At 65.4% G+C, this 14,561-nt stretch carries 18 protein-coding genes and 2 pseudogenes; 15 read left to right on the top strand and 5 right to left on the bottom strand.

Features of this window, described 5'->3' with window-relative positions:
• Positions 1-30 precede the first annotated feature (30 nt).
• From K0O64_RS28790 to K0O64_RS28770, 5 genes are all read left to right on the top strand, one after another.
• Positions 31-1,083, top strand: coding sequence for a zinc-binding dehydrogenase (locus K0O64_RS28790; protein ID WP_225933570.1), 1,053 nt, complete (start codon positions 31-33; stop codon positions 1,081-1,083).
• Entirely contained in the window at positions 1,080-1,484 is a 405-nt protein-coding gene (locus K0O64_RS28785; RefSeq protein WP_096312572.1) for a nuclear transport factor 2 family protein, read from the top strand. Before K0O64_RS28790 ends, K0O64_RS28785 begins: the two co-directional genes overlap by 4 nt.
• Entirely contained in the window at positions 1,481-2,302 is an 822-nt protein-coding gene (locus K0O64_RS28780; RefSeq protein ID WP_096312571.1) for an SDR family NAD(P)-dependent oxidoreductase, read from the top strand. The genes K0O64_RS28785 and K0O64_RS28780 overlap by 4 nt, the downstream gene beginning before the upstream one ends.
• A gap of 123 nt (positions 2,303-2,425) precedes the next feature.
• Positions 2,426-2,710: a hypothetical protein gene (locus tag K0O64_RS28775; protein ID WP_071948494.1), complete on the top strand. Its 285-nt coding sequence runs from the start codon at positions 2,426-2,428 to the stop codon at positions 2,708-2,710.
• Between the two features lie 101 nt (positions 2,711-2,811).
• Positions 2,812-3,528 (top strand): NUDIX hydrolase, encoded by a 717-nt coding sequence (locus K0O64_RS28770; RefSeq protein ID WP_071948496.1) that lies wholly within the window; start codon positions 2,812-2,814, stop codon positions 3,526-3,528.
• A 58-nt stretch (positions 3,529-3,586) separates the two neighbouring features.
• Here the strand turns inward: K0O64_RS28770 and sodN are convergent, their stop codons facing one another.
• Positions 3,587-4,009, bottom strand: coding sequence for a superoxide dismutase, Ni (gene sodN, locus K0O64_RS28765; RefSeq protein ID WP_071948498.1), 423 nt, complete (start codon positions 4,007-4,009; stop codon positions 3,587-3,589).
• A gap of 23 nt (positions 4,010-4,032) precedes the next feature.
• On the opposite strand from sodN, the gene K0O64_RS28760 reads away from it, so the two are divergent.
• From K0O64_RS28760 to K0O64_RS28745, 4 genes are all read left to right on the top strand, one after another.
• The gene (locus K0O64_RS28760; protein WP_372507742.1) at positions 4,033-4,371 is read left to right on the top strand and encodes a S24/S26 family peptidase; all 339 of its coding nucleotides are present in this window, start codon (positions 4,033-4,035) and stop codon (positions 4,369-4,371) included.
• A 41-nt stretch (positions 4,372-4,412) separates the two neighbouring features.
• Positions 4,413-4,586, top strand: coding sequence for a CsbD family protein (locus K0O64_RS28755; RefSeq protein ID WP_071948499.1), 174 nt, complete (start codon positions 4,413-4,415; stop codon positions 4,584-4,586).
• Positions 4,586-4,744 (top strand): hypothetical protein, encoded by a 159-nt coding sequence (locus K0O64_RS28750; RefSeq protein ID WP_164520162.1) that lies wholly within the window; start codon positions 4,586-4,588, stop codon positions 4,742-4,744. Before K0O64_RS28755 ends, K0O64_RS28750 begins: the two co-directional genes overlap by 1 nt.
• 71 nt (positions 4,745-4,815) lie before the next feature.
• Entirely contained in the window at positions 4,816-5,568 is a 753-nt protein-coding gene (locus K0O64_RS28745) for a 5'-methylthioadenosine/adenosylhomocysteine nucleosidase (protein WP_071950218.1), read from the top strand.
• Positions 5,569-5,578: 10 nt separating this feature from the next.
• Here K0O64_RS28745 and K0O64_RS28740 read toward each other — a convergent pair whose 3' ends face one another.
• The gene (locus tag K0O64_RS28740) at positions 5,579-6,493 is read right to left on the bottom strand and encodes a lytic transglycosylase domain-containing protein (protein WP_071950219.1); all 915 of its coding nucleotides are present in this window, start codon (positions 6,491-6,493) and stop codon (positions 5,579-5,581) included.
• 83 nt (positions 6,494-6,576) lie between these two features.
• Between K0O64_RS28740 and K0O64_RS28735 the strand changes: the two genes are divergently transcribed.
• The 4 genes from K0O64_RS28735 to K0O64_RS28720 all read left to right on the top strand — a co-directional run bounded on the left by K0O64_RS28735 (position 6,577) and on the right by K0O64_RS28720 (position 10,119).
• The gene (locus K0O64_RS28735) at positions 6,577-7,152 is read left to right on the top strand and encodes a M15 family metallopeptidase (RefSeq protein ID WP_096312570.1); all 576 of its coding nucleotides are present in this window, start codon (positions 6,577-6,579) and stop codon (positions 7,150-7,152) included.
• A 16-nt stretch (positions 7,153-7,168) separates the two neighbouring features.
• Positions 7,169-7,951, top strand: a complete 783-nt coding sequence (locus K0O64_RS28730; RefSeq protein WP_174714154.1) for a maleylpyruvate isomerase N-terminal domain-containing protein — start codon at positions 7,169-7,171, stop codon at positions 7,949-7,951.
• The gene (locus K0O64_RS28725) at positions 7,948-8,640 is read left to right on the top strand and encodes a mycothiol-dependent nitroreductase Rv2466c family protein (protein WP_071948504.1); all 693 of its coding nucleotides are present in this window, start codon (positions 7,948-7,950) and stop codon (positions 8,638-8,640) included. Before K0O64_RS28730 ends, K0O64_RS28725 begins: the two co-directional genes overlap by 4 nt.
• A 217-nt stretch (positions 8,641-8,857) precedes the next feature.
• Positions 8,858-10,119, top strand: a protein-coding gene (locus K0O64_RS28720; protein ID WP_096311544.1) for an IS3 family transposase whose coding sequence is annotated in 2 segments (ribosomal slippage) — positions 8,858-9,146 and positions 9,146-10,119 — 1,263 coding nt in all. Because the reading frame shifts where the segments join, the coding sequence is not laid out codon by codon here.
• A gap of 4 nt (positions 10,120-10,123) precedes the next feature.
• Here K0O64_RS28720 and K0O64_RS28715 read toward each other — a convergent pair.
• Positions 10,124-11,299, bottom strand: coding sequence for an integrase catalytic domain-containing protein (locus K0O64_RS28715; RefSeq protein ID WP_096312568.1), 1,176 nt, complete (start codon positions 11,297-11,299; stop codon positions 10,124-10,126).
• Positions 11,300-11,410: 111 nt separating this feature from the next.
• Between K0O64_RS28715 and K0O64_RS28710 the strand changes: the two are divergent.
• Positions 11,411-12,289, top strand: a pseudogene (locus K0O64_RS28710) (DUF222 domain-containing protein); the annotation flags it as partial.
• A 65-nt stretch (positions 12,290-12,354) separates the two neighbouring features.
• Here K0O64_RS28710 and K0O64_RS28705 read toward each other — a convergent pair.
• Positions 12,355-13,710, bottom strand: coding sequence for an IS256-like element ISMgi5 family transposase (locus tag K0O64_RS28705; RefSeq protein ID WP_220045588.1), 1,356 nt, complete (start codon positions 13,708-13,710; stop codon positions 12,355-12,357).
• 54 nt (positions 13,711-13,764) lie between these two features.
• Between K0O64_RS28705 and K0O64_RS28700 the strand changes: the two are divergent.
• Positions 13,765-14,205 (top strand): annotated as a pseudogene (locus tag K0O64_RS28700) (HNH endonuclease signature motif containing protein); the annotation flags it as partial.
• Here K0O64_RS28700 and K0O64_RS28695 read toward each other — a convergent pair.
• A complete protein-coding gene (locus tag K0O64_RS28695) occupies positions 14,202-14,534 on the bottom strand; it encodes a hypothetical protein (protein WP_198044338.1) in 333 nt (110 codons plus the stop codon). The pseudogene K0O64_RS28700 and the gene K0O64_RS28695 overlap by 4 nt on opposite strands.
• Between the last annotated feature and the right edge of the window lie 27 nt (positions 14,535-14,561).

The raw sequence follows: 14,561 nt of genomic DNA, 5'->3' as shown, positions 1-14,561 counted from the left end.
AATAGAGAAAGCCAACCGGAGGTGCGGGGCGTGCGGGCAGCGGTATTGCGACACGGCACGGTCGAGGTGCGGGAGACACCGGATCCGGTCCCCGGCCAGGGGGAATTGCTTCTGCGCACGCTGAGCACCGCGATCTGCGCGTCTGACGTGCATTTCATGGACCATCCGCAGCTGAGCCTCGACGATCCGACGGGTCGCTCGCTGTACGACGCGGACCGCGACATCGTCCTCGGGCACGAGTTCGTCGGGGAGGTCATCGCGCGTGGGCCGGGGTGCAGCGAGCAGATCCCGATCGGCGCCCGGGTGACGTCCATTCCGATCCGTCTGGTCAACGGCGGAGCCGACGGTGCGCGCATCATCGGCCAGCACCCGGAGGCGCAGGGCAGCTTCGCCGAGCTACTGGTGGTCGCCGAGTCGATCGCCCGGGTGGTCGACGGCGACGTCTCCAGCGACGCGGCGGCTCTGGTCGACGCGTTCGCGGTGGGCGAGTTCTACGTGCGATCGGCTGATGTACAACCCGGTGAGATCCCGATCGTCATCGGTGCAGGCGCCATCGGGTTGTCGGCGGTGGCGGCACTGGCCGAGCGTGGGATCGAACCGATCGTTGTCTCCGACTATCAGCAGGACCGCCGCGATCTGGCACGCGACGCCTTCGGTGCCCACGTCGTCGTCGACCCGGCGGAGCGCTCCCCGTTCGATGTGTGGCGCGAACTGCGCAGCGAGCGCAATCTGTGGGGGCCGGCCGTCGTGTTCGAATGCGTCGGCGCGAGCGGACTGATCCAGAAGCTCGTCGAATCCGCCGACATGGCCACTCGAATCTATTGTGCCGGTGGCTGGTACACCGGTGACACTCTCGACATCACCACCGCGACGCGGCAGGGGGTGACCATCCAATTCGGTGGCGGTCCCATGCCGCAGGACTGGTACGGCACGCTGGATGCGATCGCCGCCAAGCGCCTCGACCCCCTGCCGAGCGTGGGTAGGATCGTGACCCTCGACGAGGTACCCGAAGCCATCGACCTGGCCCGGCGTTCCGCTGGGCCGCCGCGAACCATCGTGCACCCGAACGGAGACCCCGCATGAGTGAACTTCAAGACCGGCAGGACGTTTCGGACCTTCTCATCCGCTACGCCACCGGTATCGACCGGCGCGACTGGGACCTCTTCCGGATGGTGTTCACTCCCGATTGCCAGCTCGACTACGGCGAGATCGGGGTGTGGGACGGAGTCGAGGCGGTCACCGAGTTCATGGACGTCGCGCATCGCGAAGCCGGCTACCTCATGCATCGCATCAGCAATATCGTGATCGACCTGCAGGGCGACCGTGCTGTCACCCGCTGTTACGTCGACGCGTGGATCATGGCTGCCGACAACAACTCCGGGGTGAACGCCAAGGGCTTCTACGACGACGAGATCGTCCGCACCGAGGCCGGCTGGCGGATCGCACGGCGTGTGTTCACGAGCGTGCAGGTCAAGTTCTCATGAGCGACGAGTTCGCCACGCGGTATGGACCCTGGGCTGTGATCGCGGGTGCCTCCGACGGGGTGGGTGCGGCCTTCGCCGACGCGCTGGCCGAGCGTGGACTCAACGTGGTGTTGCTCGCACGCAGGCAAGCGGTGCTCGACGATGTCGCCGCGAGCATCCGCCAGCGGTACGGCGTCGAAACTCGCACACTGGCAATCGATCTCGCCGTATCCGGTGCGGCCGCCTCGGTGATCGACGCGACCGCCGACCTCGAGGTCGGCTTCCTGGTGTACTGCGCGGGCGCCGACCCCGACTTCACACCGTTTCTGTCCAATTCGATCGCAGCCGCCGAGACGATGGTGCAGCGCAACTGCGTGGTGCCGATGCAGCTCAGCCATCACTACGCCGCCCCCATGGTCCAGCGGGGCCGAGGCGGGATCGTGGTGTTCGGGTCCGGGGCCGGTTTCGTCGGTGGCCCCAACATGGTGGCGTACGGCGCATCCAAGGCCTTCGACATGGTGTTCGCCGAGGCCCTATGGAGCGAACTGCACGACAAGGGCGTCGACGTCATCGGGCTCATCCTCGGCAAGACCGACACACCTGCGTTGCGCAAGCTCGAATACCAACGCGGCACACTCGCGTCCGAGGACCAGATGCCGACCGACGCGGTACCCGTCGGGGACGTCGTGTCCGAGGCGTTCGCCAACCTGACCAACGGTCCGACGGTGCTCGTGGGTGAGCAGATGCGCGGCGTCGGGCAATTGCTGGCATCGATGGATCGCAACGACGCGGCGCGGTTGATGGCGCAGTCGATTGCGGCGGCGATGGGATCGGACTGAGTGGTCCGGTATTTGCCCTGCCCAGTGCTTCGGATGTTTATCGATCGCAGATCTGGATAGCTATAGCCATACCAGGCAGATCGTTAACCAAGCACGATTGACGCAGGATTGGAGCACGAAGCCATGAAGTTGATCGACATTGTTGCCGGTGCCGCAGTTGCCGGTGGAGTAGCGGCGAGCGCCTTGGGATTGAGTGCCGCAACCGCCAGCGCCAGCCCGCCGCCCCCGCCGCCCGCTCCCGGGCAGCCGATGCTGCCGCCGGCCGGTCCCGATGCCGGCACTCCGCCGGCCTGGGCGCCGCCGAAGCCGGTCGACCCGTCGTGGGCCAACGGCAACAAGCAGGTCTGGGACGAGGGCTGGAATCACTGGGGCGTTTGGATCAACGGAGTTTTTGTCCCGACGTACTGATTTCCGCGTGACGCCGCGGGGTGCCATCTGATCGCCTGGATGTCGGCGCCTCGCGGCGTCCTCGTGTCTCAGGGGCAAGTACGCCGCTCTATGGTGCAACGGTGACGATCACTTACAACGAGGCGCTGCGGGACCAGATCCGCGACCATCTGGCCGGACATGACCGTCGTGCGGTGAGCGATCCGAGCAAGCGGCACGCCGCCGTCGCGGTGGTGCTGGTCGACTCCGAGACCGGTGAGGATCGGGTCGATCCAGCGCCCGTCGACGACTGGATCGCCGGCCGTCCGATGGAGCCCGGCCTCGACGGCCGGATGGTCGGCGTCTCCGGGGGCGCTGCATTCTTCCTGTGTCGCAGGGCATCCCGACTGAGTTCGCATTCCGCGCAATGGGCGCTGCCCGGTGGCCGGCTGGACCCGGGGGAGACCGCCGTCGACGCGGCCCTGCGGGAACTCGACGAGGAGGTCGGCGTGAACCTGCCCGACTCATCGGTGCTGGGACTGCTCGACGACTATCCGACACGCTCCGGCTACATCATCACCCCGGTGGTGATCTGGGGAGGTGGCCGGCTCGATCCCCGGCCCTCACCCGACGAGGTCGTCGCCGTCTACCGGGTGGGGTTGCATCAGCTGCAGCGACCGGACTCGCCGCGCTTCATCACCATCCCCGAAAGCCCTCGCCCGGTCGTCCAGATGCCGCTGGGCAACGACCTCATTCACGCGCCGACCGGTGCTGTGCTGCTTCAGCTTCGGTGGCTGTGCCTCGAAGGCCGCCACGATCCGGTCGACGATCTCGAGCAGCCGCTGTTCGCCTGGAAGTAACCCCAAAACACAAGTGCCGCGCGGTCATTGCGACCGCGCGGCACTGGGACGTCAGTTGTCAGGCAGGCGGGTACACGCCCATCTGCTTGCCCTTGTCGGTCTGCCAGAAGATGTCGGAGATCTCGTCGATGGTCTTGAGCAGCTTCTCGGCGACGGCGGCGTCGAGCGACTTCTTGACGTCGCCGGCACCGTGCACGCCGTCCCAGAACAGCTGGTGCAGGTTGGGGAACTGCTCGAAGTGGTCCTTGGTGAAGAAGTCGGCCCACAGCACCATCAGGTGATGCTTGACCTCCTCGGCCTGCCGCTCCTTGATGATGATCGCGCGGGCCTTGAAATGGTCGTCATCGGAGTCGTGGTACTTCTGGATCGTCTTGAGGCACGACAGGGCCTCGATCTTGGCCTGGGCGGGGTCGTAGACGCCGCAGTACAGGTCGCAGTGAGCATGGGCAGGGGTGGCGTTGGCGAAAAGTCTATGCAGCATGTGCCCTAACTTACCCTTTCAACATGCGCGAGAACCATGGGCTCGGGTACTGGCCACTGCGCCGGTTTCTGGTGGTCGAGGACTCGATGCTGCCGACGCTTCGGCCCGGTGACGGTCTCCTGGCGGTTCGCGGCGGCAGGATGCGTACAGGCCAGCTACGGGTGTTCCCCGATCCCACGTCGCCGTCGCGGTGGTTGATCAAACGCGTGGGGGAGGTGCGCGGGCGCGGCCGTGGCGCGACTTTTGAAGCGTGCTCGGACAATCCCCGCGCGCCGGGCGCCGTCGACTCGCGGCGCTTTGGCTGGGTTCCGGTCGCCGGTTCGTACCTCGTGGTGTGGACGGTCCGCGGCCCCGAGAAGTAACGGCGAGTTTCGTAATCGGGCTACCGAGGTACACGCGACCTATGGGTATCTCAGACAAGATCAGCAACAAGGTCGACGACGTCGCGGGCAAGGCCAAAGAGGGAGTGGGCCGCGCTTCCGGTGACAAGAGCACCGAAAACGAAGGCAAGCTCGATCAGGCCAAGTCCAGCCTCAAGGACGCCGGCGAGAAGGTCAAAGACGCCTTCAAGAACTGATGGAACTGCGCAACGAGCCGCCGGCAACGCCGGTCGATGCCAGGAAAGCCAGCGAAGAGCAGCGTGTCCTGCAAGACCAGCTGGATCACCAGAACGACGATCCAGCTGGGCCTGGCAAGGTCGACACCGACCAGATCGCCGACGAGTCCACTCGCTGACGCGTCGCAGCCAATCGACCGGCTGACGGGAGAACATTGCGTGCCGGCGGTACTTGCCGCCACACTGCACCGTGCCTCTTGGACTGATCTGTGCGATTCCGGAAGAACTCGGTCATCTGGTCACGCTGCTGCCCGACGCTACGGGGGTCCGCGTCGGGCACACCGAGTTCATCGCCGGGACGCTGGACGGCTGCGATGTCGTACTGGCCGGTGCCGGGATGGGCAAGGTGAACAGCGCCCTCGTCACCACCGTGCTGGCCGACCGGTTCGGTTGTAGCGCAATCGTTTTCTCGGGTGTAGCCGGTGGGCTCGACCCGGAATTGGCGGTAGGCGACGTGGTGATCGCCGATCGTGTCATCCAGCACGATGCGGGGCTGATCGACGACGACGGCCTTTTGACCTACCAGGCCGGACACGTTCCCTTCATCAACCCCACTGACCGGCTCGGGTTTGCGGTGGACGCCGAGCTGTTGGCTCGCGTCACGAGCCGGCTCGACGGGTTCGCGTTGCCCGCTCTGTCGGGGTCCGCGGGTGGCGGCGATCGGCCTGCGGCAATCCGATTCGGGACGGTGCTGTCCGGCGATCAGTACGTGCACAGCGAGTTCACCAGGCAGCGCCTGCACGGGGAGTTCGGTGGCCTGGCGGTCGAGATGGAGGGCGGGGCGGTCGCTCAGGTGGCGGACGCTTTCGGGATCCCGTGGCTCGTCATCCGGGCACTGTCGGATTTGGCCGGCCGGGACTCCCGATTCGATTTCCTCGCGTTCGTCGACGAAGTGGCCGCGTCGTCGGTCGCGATCCTGCGGCGGCTGCTGCCGGTGCTGTGATCGGGCCGGTCTACTGCGGGTGCGTGGCCAGGTAATCGCCCACGGGCATCGGCGCGTCGGCGGCGTAGCCGATCGGCAGGACGACATCGCCCTCGGTCGTCACGTAGTAGACGTCCCAGCGGTAGAAGCCGGCGAACGTGGCGGGGTCGGCCAGTACCGCGGCGTAATCCTTGACGGCGGCCACGTACTGGTCGGCGTGGTTGTAGCGGAAAATTGCGTGATCGGGGTCTGTGGCGAAGCCGTTGGCGGCCAGGTAACGCCCGGCGGCGAGGATGCTGTCGTGCGGTGAGCGGATGTCGCCGCCCTCGCCGTAGGCGGCGAAGGTCGACGGCAGGAACTGCATCGGCCCGTCTGCGCCGGCGGTGCTCAACCCGGCGATGCTGCCGAAGCGGGTTTCGATCAAGTTGATCGCCGCCAGGTAATTCCAGCCGACACCGGTCGCGGCCTCGGCCGCGTGGTAGTGGCTGAGCAGTTCGTCGGCCGGTGCCGGCGGTTGAATCTGCCAGGCGGGCAGCTTGTCTCGCGGATGCGCCATCGCGGCGAGCTGGCGCCGGGCGTCGACGTTACGGTCGTAGGCGTCGAGCAGCGACGCCGGGATTCGTGGGCGAATCGTGGCGTCCCATTCGGGGTGACGCCCGATGCTGCGGTATGCGACCTGCTGACGGCGTGCGGCCGCGACGAGAGCGGCCTCCGGGGTCGACGGGTCGCGGATGGCCAGTTCGTCGGCGACGAGGTCGTCGGCGAGTTGCGCGGGATCCGACGCCAGCCGGGGTTGAGCACCCGCCGGCGCCGCGTCGGGTGCGGCCGGGGAGTCCAGCGCGGCGGCGGGCACCGAGGTGGCAGCCGGGCCGGTCACCGGCGTGCTGACCGGGCGAGCGGTCTCCGATGCGCAGGCGGCGACGGTCAGCAGGACCGTGGCGGCCATGAGCGAGAGTCCGGTGCGCACCGGTGAAGTCTGTCCTACTGCGGCGGTGAGCACCAGGTTCGGTCTGGGATGATGAGGAGATCATGCGGATAGATGTCACGGTCGTGGCGGCCGGACTACTGGGCGCGGCCACAACAGCGGTGGTGCTGGTGGGCGCCGCCGGCTCGGTGACCCAGACGCCTCGAATAGCTTTGGCGGACAACAGCGTCAGCGTCGATCCACCCCCGGGTGACGGGTCACTGGCCGACGGTCAGATCCTGACGCCGTTCGACGTGCAGAACCCCGCCGTCGGCCGCTTGGACCCGCGACTTCTGGACGCGATCCAGCAGGCCGCCACCGCGGCGTCGGCCAACGGCATCACGATGACCGTCACATCCGGATGGCGCTCGCCGGAGTTCCAGCAGCGCTTACTCGACAACGCGGTGGCCCAATACGGCAGCCTGGCGGCCGCCCGCCAGTACGTGCAAACGCCCGAGGCGTCCAAGCACGTCATCGGTGAGGCGGTCGACATTGGCGGTGTCGGCGCTGACCAGTGGTTGATGGACAACGGCGCCCGGTACGGGTTGTGCCGCATCTACGCCAATGAGGTGTGGCATTTCGAGCTGGCCACCGACGCCGCAGGGAACTGCCCACCACTGCTGCCCAACGCTGCTGGTTGAGCGTAATTTGATCCAGATGAGGAGTCTGGACGAGATCCGCGCCGCGCTTGAGGCGTGTTACTCGGCGATCGAAGGCTTGTGCGCCGACCTGAGCGAGGCCGAGTGGAAGACCCAGTCGCTGTGCCCCGACTGGGTCGTCCGCGACGTCATTCAGCACGTCGTCAGTATCGAAGCCGTCATGGCCGGTTGGCTGCCGCAGGACGATGCCACGCCGCCGCCGTTCGAGCGGGCGGCCGAGTTCCTGGCCGGGACCGACGACCCCGCGATCCTGGCCGAGAAGGTCAGCGCCGTATTCGCCGAGCGGCGGGGTGACCTCGGCGCGCTGACGGCCGCCGACCTCGACCGGCCGTCGTGGATGCCCACCGGCCGCGGCACCTACGGCCGCTTCCTGGAGATCCGCGTGTTCGATTTCTGGGTCCATGTCCGCGACATCACGATTCCGCTCGGCAGGCCGACCGACGACGCGGGCTTGGCCGCGGAACTGGCGCTGGCGCAGGTGGAGAGCTCGATCGGCTACATCGCCGGGAAGAAGGTCGGTGTGCCCGAGGGCAGCAGCATCGCCTTCCGGCTGACCGGACCACTGGTTCGCGAGATCGATGTAGCCGTCGACGGTCGCGCGAAACAGGTTGACCACCTTGACAATCCGACTGCGACGCTGACCACCGATTCGACCACGTTCATCATGCTTGCCTGCGGACGCATCGACCCACAGGCTCAGATCGACTCGGGCGCGGTCAGCTGGACCGGCGATGCCGAGCTCGGGGAACGCGCCGCCCGCAACCTGAGGTTCACGATGTGAGCGCCCGGCCCGAGTCCGTCGACTTCCACTTCGACGTCATGTGCCCCTACGCCTACCAGACGTCGCGCTGGATCCGTGAGGTGCGCGACCGCACCGGACTGGTGGTGAATTGGCGCTTCTTCAGCCTCGAGGAGATCAACCGCCAAGAGGGCAAGAAGCATCCGTGGGAACGGGATTGGTCCTACGGCTGGTCGATGATGCGGATCGGTGCGCTGCTACGCCGCCAGTCGATGGCCGCTGTGGAGGCCTGGTATCAACGTGCCGGGCGGGCACTGCATGTCGACGGTCACAAACCGCACGACCCGGCGGTGGCCCGGCACTTGCTGACCGAACTCGGTTTTGATCCCGCACTCGTCGACCAAGCCATCGCCGACCCCACCACCGGCGACGAAGTGTTGGCCGACCACAACCGCGTCGTGGCGGCCGACGGATACGGCGTGCCGACATTGTTCTTCCCCGACGGCCAGTGCCTGTTCGGTCCGGTGCTCATCGACCCACCGACCGGGGACGCGGCGGTGCGGCTGTGGGATGCAGTCGTCGCATGGACCGAATTCCCGCATCTCTACGAGCTTCAGCGGCCCAAGACGCCAGCCGACGAGCAAGTGATCGCCGAGACATTCCGCCCGTATCTGGAGGCCCGCGACTGGGTCTCGATCAACCGGGGTGAGGTCATCAGCTTCGGGGATTAGGTCTTTATCCCCAGACTCGGATTCATCCACAGATTCGTCTTTTCCGGGCCGGTCCCTGTTGCCTCATGTCAAGATGCGCGCGTAGTGCTGTTGGTTGCCTCACGCGAGAGTGCGCGCTTGGGAAGTTGCGCTTTGGCTGCTGGTCCAGCTTTGCTGGTGGCAATGGTGAACCGCCCCGGCATGTCCGGAGACTCCATTTGTTGGGAAGGATGGGGTCATGTCAGGTGGTTCGTCGAGGCGGTATCCGCCGGAGCTTCGTGAGCGGGCGGTGCGCATGGTCGCTGAGATCAGCGATCAGCACGAGTCGGAGTGGGCGGCGATGGGCGAAGTCGCCCGGCTACTAGGGATCGGTACGGCTGAGACGGTGCGCAAGTGGGTGCGCCAGGCCCAGGTCGATGCCGGCGCCCGGGCGGGAACTACGACCGAGGAGTCCGCCGAGCTTAAGAAGCTGCGCCGGGAGAACGCCGAGCTCAAGCGGGCCAACGCGATCTTGAAGACGGCGTCGGCTTTCTTCGCGGCCGAGCTGGACCGGCCACACCACTAGTCTGTCGATTCATCGCTGAGCATCAGGGCCGCCGGGAGGGCCCTGATGGTCTGCGGTGGGGTGTCCAGTCGATCTGTGATGAGCTCGTCCGGCTCGGTGTGCAGATCGCCCCGTCGACGTACTACGAGCATCTCGAGCGTGAGCCCAGTCGTCGCGAGATTCGCGACGAGGAGCTCAAAGCCCACGTCAATCGTGTTCACGCCGCGAACTATCGCGTGTACGGGGCGCGCAAGGTGTGGCTAGCACTGAATCGCGAGGGCATCGGGGTTGCCCGCTGCACGGTGGAGCGGCTGATGGCTGAACTCGGCCTGTCCGGTGCGGTACGTGGTAAGGCCAAACCGACCACGATCGCTGATCCGGCCGCAGTGCGTCCGGCCGATCTGGTCGGTCGGCGCTTCGGTCCGGTCGCACCGAATCGGCTCTGGGTGGCCGATCTGACCTATGTGTCGACCTGGTCGGGGTTCGCCTACGTCGCGTTTGTCACCGATGCCTACGCTCGGCGGATCCTGGGCTGGCGGGTGGCGTCGACGATGGCGACCACGATGGTGCTCGACTCGATCGAGCAGGCCATCTGGACGCGTCAGCAAGACGGTGTCCTCGATTTGAAAGATGTTGTCCACCATACGGATAGAGGCTCGCAGTATACGTCGATCCGATTCACGGAACGTCTCGCCGAAGCCGGTATCCAACCGTCGGTCGGTGCGGTCGGCAGCTCGTATGACAACGCGCTCGCCGAGACCATCAATGGGCTGTACAAGACCGAGGTGATCAAACTGGGCAAGCCCTGGCGCACCGTCGAGGACGTCGAGTTGGCGACCGCGCGCTGGGTCGACTGGTTCAACCACCGCCGGCTCTACGAGTACTGCGGCGACGTCCCGCCAGCCGAGATTGAGGCTGCCTACTACGCTCAACAAGCGAGGCCAGCCGCCGGCTGAGTCCTCAAATCAGAAAATCTCCGGACTCCCCGGGGCGGTTCATGGTGAGTAGTTGGCCGGCCAAGGCTTGTATTCGGCGGCGGGTGGCGGCGGGGTTGATCTGTGCGTGGGTTCGGGCTAGGGCTGCGATCTGGTCTTCGTTGATCGTCGGGTGATCGATCGCACGGTGGAAAGGGGTGGCTGCTGTGTCGTATTTCTTCGTGACTTTAGCGCCGTGGCGGACCTTGGATATCAGTTTCTGCTGGGGATAGAAGTAGTTGGTCAGTTTGGACTGGAGTTTCCAGATCTCGTTGAGTAGCAGCAGTTCTGCAGCGGTGTCATAGCGGTGGTAGCCGACCACGGTACGCACCACCGCCCAGTTCTTCTGCTCCGCATGACAGCCATCGTTTTTGTTGCCCGGCCGCGCTCGAGTGAAGGTGAGGTGGTGGCGTTCGCACCACTGCAGCACGGTGAGATTGATGAATTCCGATCCGTTGTCGGAGTCGACCCCTAAGACCGGAAAGGGCATCCGATAGGCAATGTCATTGAGTGCGGCCAACACGCAGTTGGCGGTCTTTTTGGGCACGGAGCGGTTCTCCGTCCAGCCGGTCGCTATATCGGTGACGGTCAGGGTGAAGGCGTGCGCCCCGGTGAGATTGCCGCCGTCATGGGAAACCAAATCGATCTCGACAAAGCCAGGCCGAGCGTCGTTCCAGTCAGCCCAGGTCCGCACCGGAATCTGGCTCTTCAGCAGCGAGCCGGGTTTGGTGGTGCAGCGACCCTTGAGCTGATATTTCGCCCGCGCGGCGCCCAAGCGCCGATCGATGGTGGCCGCCGAGATCGACACCAACAGCGACGCGGTCTCATCATCGATAACCAGTTCTGCGAAATGTCGTAAGACCGGCACCAGTTCACCCAACATCGGCGCCAGGCGCTTACCGGCCGGCATGCCCAACACTGTCCAACAGACCGTCAGTGCCGCAATAACATCCGGACCATACTTCACTGGTCGCGGCTTGCGTGGCGGAGCCACTTTAGGCCTCAGCGCCCCCGCCAACGCCTTACGGGCATGACTTCGGTGCCAGCCAGTGTTGGCACACAACTCATCGAGAATCCGACCCTTAGCGCTCTTACTCGCCCGCTGATAGCGGGCCGCAGTCGTCTCAATGATTGCTCTGCGTTCGGCCAACGTCAACCCCATCCACTGGGCCTACGCGCGCATTTTCAATGAGGCAACGAATCCCCATTTCGCGCGCATTTACGACGAGTCAACGCGCGGTCTCTGTCGGTGGCGCGGCGTAGTGTTTCGAACATGAGTTCGATCTGTGCGGTGTTGGAGGCGCTCGATGATGTCGTCGAGTCCCTGGCCGCGGTCGATCTCGATGTCTTGGCTCCGCCGGAGCGGTTCGTGGTGTTGGAGCGGTTGGAGACGGTGCGTCGGCGCCAGGTGGCGGTGTCGCATGCGCTGACCGCACGGTTGGAGCAGTTCGAGGGGTGCCCGCCGGTGCCGATCACGGTGGCGGATGTGTTGCGGGTGAGTCCGCGGGAGGCCAAGCGGCGGATCCGGGATGCCGAGCAGCTCGCGCCGCGGCGGGCGTTGTCCGGGGAGCCGCTGCCGCCGCTGCTGCCGGAGACCGCGAAGGCCTGGCAGGCCGGACTGTTGGATGGCGAGCATCTACGGGTGATCCAGAAGTTCTTCCGCGACCTGCCCGAGCACGTCGCGCCGGTGGATATTGAGAACGCGGAACGCATGCTGGCGCAGAAGGCGGCGGTGCTGCGCCCGGACCAGTTGGAGAAAGTCGCGCTGCGGTTGGCGTTGCATCTGAACCCCGACGGCAAGTTTTCCGATGAGGATCGGGCCCGCAAGCGCGGCTTCGTCTGGTGCGGGGGCCAACGGGTCGACGGCATGAGTGTGGGCCGGTTGGTCGCCGACCCGCAGTTGCGCTCGATGCTGGATGCGTGGTTCACCAAGTTCGCCGCACCCGGGGTGTGCAATCCGGCCGACCAAAGTCCCACCCTCGCTCCGTCTGAGGAGGTGGCCGAGCGTGACCGGCGCAGCCATGGGCAGCGTCAGCATGATGCGTTGACGGCGTTGGTGCGCGGCCAGCTCGGTGATCCGAAGTTGGGGCAGCACAACGGCTTACCTGTCACGGTGATCGCCTCGGCGACGCTGCAGGATCTGCAGGCCAAGACGAGCCTGTCAAGTTATCTGTGTAAGTCGCCTATCCGATTCGTCCTGAATGTGTGTTGCTGTGTTTAGAGATAGCGTTCGATGCGGTCTGGGTAGACCAGGCTGAGTTGTTCGAGTGCTTTCTTCCAGTTGGTGACTACCTGTCCTTCCACGAGGCGCCCAGGGGCTGTTCGGCAGAGCTTCTTGCCGCGTTCTTTGGCCCGCTCGGCGGCGCGTTTGTCCTCGATGTTGCAGATCGCCAGCCACAGCAGTTTCACGACCGAGGCGTCGTTGGGGAACTGGCCGCGGTTCTTGATGACCTTGCGCATCTGGTAGTTCAGCGATTCGATCGAGTTCGTCGTGTAGATCACCCGACGCAACTCCGGCGGAAACGCCAGGAACGGGATGAACTGCTCCCAGGCCCGTTCGAAAGCCTTTGTCACCGTGGGGTTCTTCTTGCCCAACTCCGAGGTCGTGAACGCCTGCAATTCGGCGTGGGCGGCATCAGCACTGGGCGCGGTGTAGATCGGCTTCAGTGCTGCGGCTACGGCCTTGCGGTCACCGTAGGACACAAACCGCAAGGCGTTGCGGATCAGGTGCACCACGCACGTCTGAACGGCCGCTTGTGACCAGGTCGCCGCGATCGCCTCCGGGAACCCGGTCAGTCCGTCGCAGCACACGATGAGCACGTCCTTGATGCCGCGATTGGCCAGATCCGAGCACACCGACGCCCAGAACGACGCTCCCTCGGTGGGCTGAACCCAGATGCCCAGGACATGCTTGACGCCGTCCATATCCACGCCCACGGCGATGTGGGCGGCCTTGTTGCGGGTGTGGCCGCCGTCTTTGACCTTCACGATCATCGCGTCGAGGTAGATCACCGGGTACAGCGGTTCCAGCGGCCGGCGCTGCCAGCTGAGTACCTCATCGGAGATCTCGTCGACGATCTTAGAGATCGTCTCATGCGACACCTCGGTGCCAATCGTAGAAGCCAGGTGAAATTGGATGTCGCGCAATGTCATTCCACCGGCGTACAGGGAGATGATCATGTCATCGAGCCCACCGATCCGGCGGGCGCCCTTAGGGACCAGCGTCGGGGTGAACGAGCCGTCGCGGTCTCGTGGAACCTCCAGGGCCACCGGCCCGGCCTCAGACTGCACCGTTTTGGGTGAGTGGCCGTTACGGGCGTTGGGCATCGCCCGCCCGATGGGATCGCCCTTCTCATAGCCCAGATGCTCGGTGAGCTCAGCGGCCAACCCGCGCTCCAGAGCCAGCTTGATCAACCCAGGTAGCAGCCCGCCCTCACCGGTCAGGGCAACCTCGCCGGAGTCGACCTGAGCCAGCAGCTCATCGACGGCACCCGAGGCCCGAAGCGCCTCGGCCATCTCCACTGTGGACCCCGCCTCGACCAGCGATGAATTCACGTCCTTGCCTGTCGTCACGTCCTGCGATCCTTCCGTTAACAGGACTTACACAGACCATTTGACACGCCCGCCAAGACCGGGCACGCCGTCACGGCGACCGGCACCCTGCTGCCCATCCCCGACGTCATCCGGATGGCCAGCCACGCCTACCATTATCTTGCCCTGTTCGATGGCGTGAACGGTCAGGCGTTGTGGCTGGGCCGCACCAAACGCATCGCCACCGCCGATCAGCGAATCATGCTGCACAACAGGGAACGCGGCTGCACCCGGCCCGGCTGTGACGCACCCGGATATCTCACCGAGGTCCACCACGTCGACGAATGGGCCGAGGGTGGCCTGACCAACATCGACAAACTCACCCTGGCCTGCCGAGCCGACCACCGACTCCTCGACCAGGGCTGGAAAACCCGCAAACTCGCCAACGGCGACACCGAATGGATACCACCACCGCAACTCCCACTGGCCGCGGGCACCAACACCTATCACCACCCGGAACGACTACTGGGCAGCTAAGCCGGGAAGTTCACTCGTCGCTGTCGCCACTCGACGGGTCGGACAGCGACAGGCGGAAGATCAGCGACATTCAGCCACAGGATGATCACCGCGGAGATGATGTCGAACCATTGGAACGGGTAGAACGCGCCGTCGATCGAGAGCACGAGGATCACCTCGATCAACCCGAACACCGCCAAGAATGCCCCGATGCGCCATCGCCGCATGCTTCGATGCCGTTGAGTGCGGCGTAGTTCCACCGCGAGCGTGAGAAGTAGCAGCGGCATTACCTGAGCCAGGGTGGCTGCGGTTTTGCTGTCCACCAGCACAATCGATACGGGGTGCGCCATGCGGCCGACCTCCTGTCGATGAGAGTG

Source organism: Mycolicibacterium pallens (genome assembly GCF_019456675.1).
GTDB classification, from domain to species: domain Bacteria; phylum Actinomycetota; class Actinomycetes; order Mycobacteriales; family Mycobacteriaceae; genus Mycobacterium; species Mycobacterium crocinum.
The sequence above is the reverse complement of the archived record's forward strand: the minus strand, read 5'-3'. Positions and strand labels throughout refer to the sequence as shown.